Source organism: Acrocarpospora macrocephala (assembly GCF_009687865.1).
In the GTDB taxonomy this organism is placed as follows: Bacteria; Actinomycetota; Actinomycetes; order Streptosporangiales; family Streptosporangiaceae; genus Acrocarpospora; species Acrocarpospora macrocephala.
In genome coordinates this window covers 49,541-58,790 of record NZ_BLAE01000075.1, presented here as the reverse complement: position 1 = coordinate 58,790, position 9,250 = coordinate 49,541, and the positions used below count along the sequence as shown (strand labels likewise).

9 protein-coding genes are annotated in these 9,250 nt (G+C 69.0%); 7 read left to right on the top strand and 2 right to left on the bottom strand.

Annotation, left to right across the window (positions count from 1 at the left end; all coding sequences use genetic code 11):
• A partial coding sequence (locus Amac_RS44800; protein WP_155360545.1) for a transposase occupies window positions 1-599 on the top strand: 599 nt, incomplete at its 5' end.
• A gap of 601 nt (window positions 600-1,200) precedes the next feature.
• Entirely contained in the window at window positions 1,201-2,619 is a 1,419-nt protein-coding gene (locus tag Amac_RS44795; RefSeq protein WP_246269100.1) for a cell division protein PerM, read from the top strand.
• A 284-nt stretch (window positions 2,620-2,903) separates the two neighbouring features.
• Here Amac_RS44795 and Amac_RS44790 read toward each other — a convergent pair whose 3' ends face one another.
• Window positions 2,904-3,308 carry a hypothetical protein gene (locus Amac_RS44790; RefSeq protein WP_155360543.1) on the bottom strand — a complete coding sequence of 135 codons (405 nt, stop codon included), beginning with the start codon at window positions 3,306-3,308 and terminating at the stop codon, window positions 2,904-2,906.
• Between the two features lie 59 nt (window positions 3,309-3,367).
• On the opposite strand from Amac_RS44790, the gene purN reads away from it, so the two are divergent.
• Both purN and purH read left to right on the top strand, forming a co-directional pair.
• Complete coding sequence (gene purN / locus Amac_RS44785) at window positions 3,368-4,009, top strand: phosphoribosylglycinamide formyltransferase (protein WP_155360542.1); 642 nt, start codon at window positions 3,368-3,370, stop codon at window positions 4,007-4,009.
• Complete coding sequence (gene purH, locus Amac_RS44780; protein WP_155360541.1) at window positions 4,006-5,547, top strand: bifunctional phosphoribosylaminoimidazolecarboxamide formyltransferase/IMP cyclohydrolase; 1,542 nt, start codon at window positions 4,006-4,008, stop codon at window positions 5,545-5,547. The genes purN and purH overlap by 4 nt, the downstream gene beginning before the upstream one ends.
• Before the next feature lie 81 nt (window positions 5,548-5,628).
• Here purH and Amac_RS44775 read toward each other — a convergent pair whose 3' ends face one another.
• Window positions 5,629-6,297 (bottom strand): FHA domain-containing protein, encoded by a 669-nt coding sequence (locus tag Amac_RS44775; RefSeq protein ID WP_155360540.1) that lies wholly within the window; start codon window positions 6,295-6,297, stop codon window positions 5,629-5,631.
• A 167-nt stretch (window positions 6,298-6,464) separates the two neighbouring features.
• Between Amac_RS44775 and Amac_RS44770 the strand changes: the two genes are divergently transcribed.
• The 3 genes from Amac_RS44770 (at window position 6,465) to Amac_RS44760 (ending at window position 9,185) form a co-directional block, all read left to right on the top strand.
• Window positions 6,465-7,601, top strand: a complete 1,137-nt coding sequence (locus tag Amac_RS44770) for a citrate/2-methylcitrate synthase (protein WP_246269099.1) — start codon at window positions 6,465-6,467, stop codon at window positions 7,599-7,601.
• The gene (locus tag Amac_RS44765; protein WP_155360539.1) at window positions 7,588-7,872 is read left to right on the top strand and encodes a DUF3017 domain-containing protein; all 285 of its coding nucleotides are present in this window, start codon (window positions 7,588-7,590) and stop codon (window positions 7,870-7,872) included. The genes Amac_RS44770 and Amac_RS44765 overlap by 14 nt, the downstream gene beginning before the upstream one ends.
• A gap of 95 nt (window positions 7,873-7,967) precedes the next feature.
• On the top strand, window positions 7,968-9,185 hold the full coding sequence (locus Amac_RS44760) for an NADP-dependent isocitrate dehydrogenase (protein WP_155360538.1): 1,218 nt from the start codon (window positions 7,968-7,970) through the stop codon (window positions 9,183-9,185).
• Window positions 9,186-9,250 lie beyond the last annotated feature (65 nt).

Genomic DNA, 9,250 nt, shown 5'->3' with positions numbered 1-9,250 from the left:
CCGTGCTGCGCGAGGACCTCGCCGGGCTCAAAGGCGCCAAACTCGCAGACACCTGCGCCGCCCTCGAGGTGAGCGGGGACCTGGCCGACCCCGCCCACGGCGTCGCTGCCGCGCTCGTGCACCTCGCGCGCCGCTGGCGGACCCTCACCACCGAGATCGACACCCTCGACGGCCAGCTCCAGCCCATGGTCGAGCGAGTCCGGCCCGACCTGCTCGCCGTTCACGGCGTCGGCGTGGAGACCGCCGCGCAGCTCCTGGCCGTCTGCGGCGACAACCCCGACCGGCTGACCAGCGAAGCGGCCTTCGCGTCCCTGTGCGGCGTCTCGCCCGTCCCGGCCTCCAGCGGCCGCACCACTCGTCACCGCCTCAACCGCGGCGGCGACCGGCAAGCCAACCGCGCCCTGTACACCATCACACTCGTCCGTATGAGCCACGACCCGAACACCCGCGCCTACGTCAAACGACGCACCAAGGAAGGCCTCTCCAAACGAGAGATCATCCGCTGCCTCAAGCGATACATCGCACGCCAGCTCTACCGGATACTGACCCACCCGAAAACCCAGCCCAGCACACGAAAAGATCTTGCTCCAGCCGCTTGACAGGACATAGGAGCATCAGCCCTTTGCTTATCCTCAGGCTCCGCCCGGCCCTGTCAGTGTCGTGGTTGCCTGGAGGGAGCGGCAGTTGCGTTGCTGTGGGTTCTCCCATTTGCCCAGCCCTTTGCAATCCTCGGGCTCCGTCCGGCCCTGTCAGTGTCGTGGTTGCCTGGAGGGAGCGGCAGTCGCGTTGCTGTGGGTTCTCCCATTTGCCCAGCCCTTTGCAATCCTCGGGCTCCGCTCGGCCCTGTCAGCGTCGTGGTTGCCTGGAGGGAGCGGCAGTTGCGTTGCTGTGGGTTCTCCCATTCGCCCAGCCTTTTGCTTATCCTCGGGCTCCGTCCGGCCCCGTCAGTGTCGTGGTTGCCGGACGAAATGACAGCCATGGGATCGTGGTTCTCCTGTTCTACCGATCCGGAGGATCATCCATATTTACGGCGCGGCGTGACCACCTGAGCGGTGGGGCTTGAGAACATCGGGTACTGTGACGGCGCTTCTTGACCAGATTCGGACTGTCCCCAGGGCCGTCTTCGGTGACGAGGATCGGCGGCCGCTGCCGGTTTCGGGGATGTTGGCGGCGGCTTTGACGCTTGGTGTGGGGTTGGCCGTGTTGACCACGCTGACGCTGCTTGGGTGGATAGCGGCGCCGCGGACGGCGTTTGGGCAGGGGCTGCCGGGGGTGTTCCGGACGGCGTGTCAGCTGTGGCTGGCGGCGCACCATGCGGGGTTCGCCATTCCGGGGGGACGGGTGGGGCTGCTGCCGCTGGGGTTGATGATCCTGCCGGGCACGCTGCTCTACCGGGCGGGGCTGTGGATGGCCAGGGACGCGGACCTGCGGCTGCGGATGCCCGCGCGGTTGCCCAAAGGAACGCCGAAGGATCTGGCGAACGCGCGGCGGCGGGCGCAGTTCGTGCTGATCGCGCGGGCGGGTATCTCGCTGGCCGCGCCGTACGCGCTGCTGGCGGGCATGATCGCGCTGGTGGCTTCGAACGAGGTCACCCAGCCGTTCCTGGGGGAGGCGCTGGTCAGCCACTTCCTGCTGGCGTTCGTGGCCGGTTCGGTGGCGGTGGCCCGGACGATCGGGCCGTGGCGGTCGATGTTGCGGCTGCTGCCGGAGCGGCCGAGGTCGGTGGTGGTAGGCACGGCGGTAGCCATGTCGATGATGCTGGCCGCGGGTCTGGTGCTGGTGCTGGGGTCGATCGTGGTCAACTTCGACGAGATCCAGCAGCTGTCGGACGTGCTGAGTCCGGGTTTCGTCGGTGGTCTGCTGCTGCTTCTGGTTGAGGGGCTTTACCTGTTCAACGCGGTCATCTGGGGCATGGCGTACATCGCTGGGCCGGGGTTCGCGATCGGTGCGGGCACGCTGGTCGCGCCGACGGGGGTGAAGCTGAGCACGCTGCCGACGTTGCCGCTGCTGGGCGCGCTGCCCGAGTCCGGCGCGGTGCCGCCGTGGCTGATGGCGGTGATCGCCGTGCCGTTCGCGGCGGGGACGGTGGCGGGGGTGGTGGTCGCCAGGATCGCCCCGACACCGTCGCTGGAGGCGGCTCCGCTGTGGGGGTTCGTCTGCGGGCTGTCCTCTGGCGGGGTGGCGGGGGTGCTGGCGGCGCTGTCCGGAGGCCCGCTGGGCGGGGCTCGCCTGTCGGCGGTGGGGCCGTCGCCGTGGGAGGTCGCGCTGTCGGTGACGCTGGAGGTGGGCGTGGCCGCGGGCATCTCGGCGGGCCTGGCCAACTGGTGGCTGATGTCCCGCTCCCCGGCGGCACCGATCAAGAAAGCGGTCGGCAAGGTCGCCAAGAAGGTCAAACCGGTCAAACCGCTACCCGGTCACTGGATGGACGCCACCGAGGCCGACACGATGCCCATCCCGGTCATCAAGGACGACTGGACCGACGAACACGCCGACACCGACGCGTTCCCCCGCAAACGCTCCGAGCCGGTACGCCCCGGCCGCAACGACATCGTCGACGAAACCGACGACCGCGGCGGCCATGTCATCTACGTCGACCCCTACGCATGGGACAAGGACTGATCACCCCAAGAGCCCCAAGCAACCGGCATCCCGGAAAGCTGGTCACCCGGGCAGCGGCATGTCCGAAACGACATCGTCGACGGAACCGACGACAAGGGCGGCCATGTCATCTACGTCGACCCCTACGCACGCGACAAGGACTGATGACCCCAAGAGAGCAGGTCAGCCCAAGACCTGGTCACCCCAAACAACCGGCATTCAGAAAGAGCCGGAGCCCGAAGGAGCAGAGCCCGAAGGCCGGGAGCCCGAAGGAGTAGAGCCCGAAAGGCCTGGAGCCCGCAAGGTCACCCAGGCAGGGGCATGTCCGATGGCCAGGGCACGCCTAGCTTGCTTTCCAGGGCGCGCTTCAACGCCCCAGTGCACTCCTGCTCGGCCGTGACCGTCCCCGCCCCCTTCCGGCACTCCGCATACGCGGTGAGCTCGGCCGAGAAGTACACCTGCACGAGCGTGGTCACAGCCCCGAGCAGGAACGCGATCACGGAGATCACGATGGCGCTGACCGCCATCCCGGTGCGCTGCTTGGCCCGGCCGAGCAGGCGCGCGTCGCGCACGCCCACCACGAAGCCGAACACCGACAGCGCCAGGCCCGCGGCGGGCAGCATGAATGTGAAGATCAGCGCCATCAGGGCCAGGGTCAGCGCCCGGCGGCCGCCCAGTTCCGGCGTCGACACTTGCAGCGGTGTAGTCACGTTCTCCTCGCCCGATACCCTTTTCCCGCACCCGTTGACTCGCCGTTAGGAGATTCGTCCTGTCTTCCCGGCTCGTGGTCCTCGTTTCGGGTTCGGGGACCAACCTACAAGCCCTGCTGGACGCCGCGGCAGATGACGCCTTCGGCGCCGCCGTCGTCGCCGTCGGGGCCGACCGCGACGGCATCGAGGGCCTGGCCCGCGCCGAGCGCGCCGCCGTCCCGACGTTCGTCGTCCGGGTCGGTGACCACGCTACCCGCGCGGCCTGGGATGCGGCGCTGGCCGCCCGCATCGCCGAGTACAAACCGGATCTCGTGGTCTCCGCCGGATTCATGAAGATTCTCGGTCCGAGCGTGCTGGACGCCTGGCCGGTCGTCAACACCCACCCGGCCCTGCTGCCCGCTTTCCCGGGCGCGCACGCCGTCCACGACGCCTTGGCGTACGGCGTGCGCGTCACCGGCTGCACCGTGCACCTGGTCGACGCGGGCGTGGACACCGGCCCGGTGATCGCCCAGGAGGCGGTCGCCGTACGGGACGAGGACGACGAGGCCTCGCTGCACGAGCGGATCAAAACGGTCGAGCGCCGGCTGCTGGTCGAGGTCGTGGGCCGGCTGGCCCGCGAGGGCTGGCACACCCGCGGCCGGCGCGTACGGTTCGGCCGGGTAGCGCAACCAGGGGACACAACACAGGAGGAGCACCCGTGACTCGGATCGCCATCCGGCGCGCGTTGATCGCCGTTTACGACAAGAGCGGGCTGGAGCAGCTGGCCCGCGGCCTGGAGGCGAGCGGCGTGGAGATCGTCTCCACTGGCGGCACGGCCGCCGCGATCGCCTCGTTCGGCATCCCGGTCACCAAGGTGGAGTCGCTCACCGGCTTCCCCGAGTGCCTGGACGGCCGGGTCAAGACCCTGCACCCGCGGGTGCACGCGGGCCTGCTCGCCGACGGGGCCAAGCCGTCTCACGTCAAGCAGCTGGAGGAGCTGGAGATCGAGCCGTTCCAGCTGGCCGTGGTCAACCTCTACCCGTTCCGCGAGACGGTGGAGTCCGGCGCGTCCGACGCCGACTGCGTGGAGCAGATCGACATCGGCGGCCCCGCGATGATCCGCGCAGGCGCCAAGAACCACAGCACGGTCGCCGTGGTGACCGACCCCAGGGCCTACCCCGAGGTGCTGACCGCCCTGGCCGAGGGCGGTTTCACCCTCACCGACCGCCGCAGGCTGGCCGCCCGCGCCTACGCGCACACGGCCTCCTACGACATCGAGGTCGCCTCCTGGTTCGCCAACGTGTACGCCGCGGAGGAGGCCTGGCCGACCTTCATGGCCGCGTCCTGGCAGCGCCGCGCCACCCTCAGGTACGGCGAGAACCCGCACCAGCAGGCCGCCCTGTACTCCGGCCAGACCGGCGGCCTGGCGGGCGCCGAGCAGTTGCAGGGCAAGGAGATGTCCTACAACAACTACGTGGACGCGGACGCCGCCTGGCGGGCGGCCTGGGACTTCGCCGACCCGGCGGTCGCGATCATCAAGCACGCCAACCCGTGCGGCATCGCGGTGGGCGAGACCGTGGCCGAGGCCCACCGTAAGGCGCACGCGTGCGACCCGGTCTCCGCGTACGGCGGGGTGATCGCCGTGAACCGGGAGGTGACCCGCGAGCTGGCCGAGCAGATCGCGCCCATCTTCACCGAGGTCGTGATCGCGCCGTCGTACGCCGCGGACGCGCTGCCGCTGCTGACCGGCAAGAAGAACCTGCGCCTGCTGGCCTGCCCGCAGGGCCCGGCCAACCCGGCCGAGTTCCGGCGGATCGACGGCGGCCTGCTGGTGCAGCGCACCGACCGTTTCCAGGCCCCCGGCGACCAGCCGGAGAACTGGGAGCTCAAGGCGGGGCAGCCCGCCTCGGCAGAGGTCCTGGCGGATCTGGCGTTCGCCTGGCGGGCCTGCCGCTCGGTCAAGTCCAACGCGATCCTGCTGGCCTCCGGCGGCGCGTCGGTCGGGGTGGGCATGGGCCAGGTGAACCGGGTCGACTCGGCGCGCCTGGCGGTCTCCCGGGCGGGGGACCGGTCGGTGGGCGCGGTCGGCGCGTCGGACGCGTTCTTCCCGTTCGCGGACGGCCTGCAGGTGCTGATCGAGGCGGGCGTGCGAGCGGTCGTCGAACCCGGCGGTTCGATCCGGGACGAGGAGGTCATCGCCGCCGCCGAAGCCGCCGGAGTGACGCTCTACTTCACCGGCACCAGGCACTTCTTCCACTAGCCGTCATGCTCGGCGCGGTGGCGAACACCGCGCCGAGGTTAACCAGAAACCCGTTCCATAGCCGCCGACCAGGCGACTAAATCAACTGGCCCGGCGGCTCGCGGCTCCCGCCGCGGGCTGCGCGGGCGCCCCGGGTGGGGCCGCCGACTCGGTCGCCCGTTGCGGCGGGACCACCGGTGTCGGCCGGACCAGGCCCAGCGCGACCACCTCGTTGGCGAGGCGGGTGCGCCGGTTGGTGCCCTCCGGGATGCGGAACTTCTGGTAGAGCCGGAGCAGGTGCTGCTTGACCGCCGCCTCGGTCACCACCAGGTCGTCGGCGATCTCGCGGGCCGTGGCCGGAGCCACGAACGCCTCGTCCGACAGTGCCGGGCGGCACAGCGAAGTGAGCACGTCGACCTCGCGCCGGGTGAGTTCGGGCGCGGCGGCCCGCCGCAGCTCGACCTCGGGCGCGATGTCCTCGCGGGGCACTCCGCCGACCCTGGCCCTGGCGGCGCCGAACGACACGACGTCGCCGTCGTCGAGCACCCTCCGGGCGATCGGCCTGCCGTTCACCCGCGTGCCGTTCCTGGACAGGCCCAGGTCAACGACATACAGGTACGGCCCGCGGCGGACGAATTCGGCGTGCAGTCGTGACACGCTCGGATCCGTCAGCCGGATGTCGGCCCCTCGGCCCCGGCCGATCGTGGTGATCTCGGGGCGCAAGGGCACCACCTCGCCGGTGTCCTCGATCCGTATGAACGGCCCCTCCACGGCAGTTCCTCCCCAGGTAGCCCGCCGTTACTTTCCCTACACCTCCGGCTTACCCAAACGTGGTGATGGGGAATCGCCCTTTGCCCAACGGAGAATCTCTCACGAAATTGGTTTGGACCTCTGCAAAGCCCTTTACCTGCTCACAGGTAGACTTCCAGCGTAGATAAGTGGAGGAAACACTTATGGCGGACAAGCCCACCAAAGGCCTGGCTGATGTCGTCGCCGCGTCCACAGCGCTGAGCGACATCGACGGCAAGGCGGGCCGGCTCTTCTATCGTGGCTACGACATCCACGATCTGGCCGGCCGTACTACCTTCGAAGAAACCGCTCACCTGCTCCAGCACGGAAAACTTCCCAACAGGGAACAACTCGCCGCATATGGCGACGAATTGGTCCGTGGCCGGAAGCTCGGCAACCTGGTTCAGGCCAACGTGGCGGAGATCGCCGAGAAGCAGGAGCCGATGGAGGCCCTGCGCACGCTGGTCTCGCTGGCCAGCGCCGACGATCCGGACAAGGACTCCAACGCCGCCGACGCGAACCTGCGCAAGGCGGCCAGACTCACCGCGCAGCAGCCCCTCCTGGTGGCCCGCTACCACGCCTCCAGAACCGGCACCGAGATCCCGGAGCCCGATCCCGAGCTGAGCATCGCGGCCAACTTCCTGTTGCAGATCACCGGGCGGCTGCCGTCCGACCGGGAAGTGGAGATCTTCGACGAGTGCCTGGTGCTGCACGCGGACCACACCATGAACGCGTCCACCTTCGCGGCCCGCGTCTGCGCGGCTACCTTGTCGGACATGCACTCGGCCGTGGTGGCCGCCATCGGCACCCTGAAGGGCCCCCTGCACGGCGGTGCCAACGAGCAGGTCATGCGGACCCTGGAGAGCCTCGACTCCACCGGGGTGGCCCAGGCGGTCCGCGACAAGCTGGCCGCGCACGAGAAGATCATGGGGTTCGGGCACCGCGTCTACAAGGTCGAGGACCCGCGGGCCACCCATCTGCGCGCGATGTCGCGGGAGCTGGGCGAGGCGTCCGGGGACGACACCTACTACCGGATGTCGAAGGAGATGGAGGAGGTGGTTCTCGCCGAGAAGGGCCTCTACCCCAACGTCGACTTCTTCGCCGCCACCGTCTACCACTACCTTGGGATTCCAACTGATCTGTTCACGCCGGTCTTCTCGGTCAGCCGCATGGCCGGGTGGACCGCGCACGTGATCGAGCAGCACGCCGACAACCGGCTGATTCGCCCCGACAGCGAGTACATCGGCGAGCGCGACCAGAAGTGGACCCCGATTGACGAACGGTAACAAGACCCCCTGGTGGCCGTACCTGCTGGTGGCAGCGGGTGCGGCTGCCGGTCTTGGGCTGATCGCCCTGGGCTACGCCCCGCCCACCGCCGCCATGGTCATGGGGATCACGATGCTGGGCGGCGCCGGGCTGCGGCTGGTGGTGCCCGGCCGGAGCACCGGGGCGCTGGCCATCCGGAGCAGGAAGACGGACGTGCTCACCCTCGCCGTCTTCGGATTCCTCCTGGTGGTGGGGGCGATCGCCTTCTCCATCGACTTTCATGCGCCCTAGTCGCGGACCGGTAACGCCGGTTCGATAGCCTCAACGGCACCGCAAAAAGGACTGCCGCAGCAGGATTGTGTTCGTTCAGAAGGGGAACCCCTAGCATGCCCAAGATCAAGGTAGCGGGCCCGGTCGTCGAGCTTGACGGCGACGAGATGACCCGGATCATCTGGCAGTTCATCAAGGACCAGCTGATCTTGCCCTACCTGGACGTCGACCTCAAGTACTACGACCTCGGCATCGAGCACCGGGACGCCACCGACGACCAGGTGACCATCGACGCCGCGCACGCCATCAAGCAGTACGGCGTGGGCGTCAAGTGCGCCACCATCACGCCGGACGAGGCCCGGGTCGAGGAGTTCGGCCTGAAGAAGATGTGGCGCTCCCCGAACGGGACGATCCGCAACATCCTCGGCGGCGTCATCTTCCGCGAGCCGATCATCATGTCCAACGTCCCCCGCCTGGTCCCGGGCTGGACCAAGCCGATCGTGGTCGGCCGTCACGCCTTCGGCGACCAGTACCGCGCCACCGACATCAGGATCCCCGGCGAGGGCGCGCTCACCCTGACCTTCACCCCCAGCGACGGCAGCCAGCCGATCGAACTGGACGTGTTCGACTTCCCCGGCGGCGGCGTGGCCATGGCCATGTACAACCTGGACGAGTCCATCCGCGACTTCGCCCGCGCCTCGTTCCGCTACGGCCTGGACCGCAACTTCCCGGTCTACCTGTCGACCAAGAACACGATCCTCAAGGCGTACGACGGGCGGTTCAAGGACATCTTCGCGGAGATCTTCGAGTCGGAGTTCAAGGCCGACTTCGAGGCCGCCGGCATCACCTACGAGCACCGCCTGATCGACGACATGGTGGCCGCCGCGCTCAAGTGGGAGGGCGGCTACGTCTGGGCCTGCAAGAACTACGACGGCGACGTGCAGTCCGACGTGGTGGCGCAGGGCTTCGGCTCGCTCGGCCTGATGACCTCGGTGCTGATGACCCCGGACGGCCAGACCGTGGAGGCCGAGGCCGCGCACGGCACGGTCACCCGGCACTACCGCCAGCACCAGCAGGGCAAGCCCACCTCCACCAACCCGATCGCCTCGATCTTCGCCTGGACCCGCGGCCTGCAGCACCGCGGCAAGCTGGACAACCAGCCCGAGGTGATCGACTTCGCGGACAAGCTGGAGCAGGTCTGCGTGGAGACCGTCGAGGGCGGCCAGATGACCAAGGACCTGGCGCTCCTGGTCGGCGGCGACGCCGAGTGGCTGACCACGCAGGACTTCCTGGCCGCGCTGGACGAGAACCTGAAGAAGAAGATGGCGCGCTAGACCCCCGTTTCGCGTGAAGGGCCGCCCGAGGGTGGCCCTTTCGCGTACGGGGGATCATCATGTCC

Excerpts from the sequence above, each read along its gene's own strand:
- Amac_RS44760 (WP_155360538.1), top strand. The coding sequence starts at position 7,968 with ATGCCCAAGATCAAGGTAGCGGGCCCGGTCGTCGAGCTTGACGGCGAC.